This window comes from Neisseria sp. P0021.S006 (assembly GCF_051956895.1).
Genome location: NZ_JBQCWZ010000750.1, coordinates 1 through 686, shown reverse-complemented (window position 1 = coordinate 686; position 686 = coordinate 1). Strand labels below are relative to the sequence as shown.

Genomic DNA, 686 nt, shown 5'->3' with positions numbered 1-686 from the left:
ATCAGGCAGACGCATCATGGATGCACGGCCCAACATTACGGTTTCGGCTTCCAAACCGCCCACGCCTACGGAAATCACGCCCAGTGAATCGACGTGCGGCGTATGTGAGTCAGTACCGACGCAGGTGTCAGGGAATGCCACGCCGTTTTTGACTTGGACAACCGGAGACATTTTTTCCAAGTTGATTTGGTGCATAATGCCGTTGCCTGCCGGAATCACGTCCACATTTTCAAATGCGGTTTTTGTCCAGTTGATGAAGTGGAAACGGTCTTCGTTACGTCTGTCTTCGATTTCGCGGTTTTTGCGGAAGGCATCAGGATCGTAGCCGCCGCATTCAACGGCCAGAGAGTGGTCGACGATGAGCTGGGTTTGCACCACCGGATTCACTTTGGAAGGATCGCCGCCTTTTTCTGCAATCGCATCGCGCAGACCTGCCAAATCCACCAACGCTGTCTGACCCAGAATATCGTGACACACCACGCGTGCCGGATACCAAGGAAAGTCGATTTCCTGTTTTCCCTCAATCAGCTGACCCAGCCAGCTTTGCAGCGTAGGCAGGTCGACTTTGTCTGCGCGGTTGACCAAGTTCTCAGCCAAGATACGGCTTGTATAAGGCAGCTTGTCGTAAGAGCCTGGTTTGATGTCTTCACACGCCTGACGCGCGTCGTAATATTCCAAATCCGTAC

The 686-nt window shown here is 53.1% G+C and carries 1 protein-coding gene; it reads right to left on the bottom strand.

Going from position 1 to position 686, the window contains the following annotated elements; translation table 11 throughout:
- A partial coding sequence (locus ACTHUM_RS16885) for an aconitase family protein (RefSeq protein WP_440403539.1) occupies window positions 1–686 on the bottom strand: 686 nt, incomplete at both ends.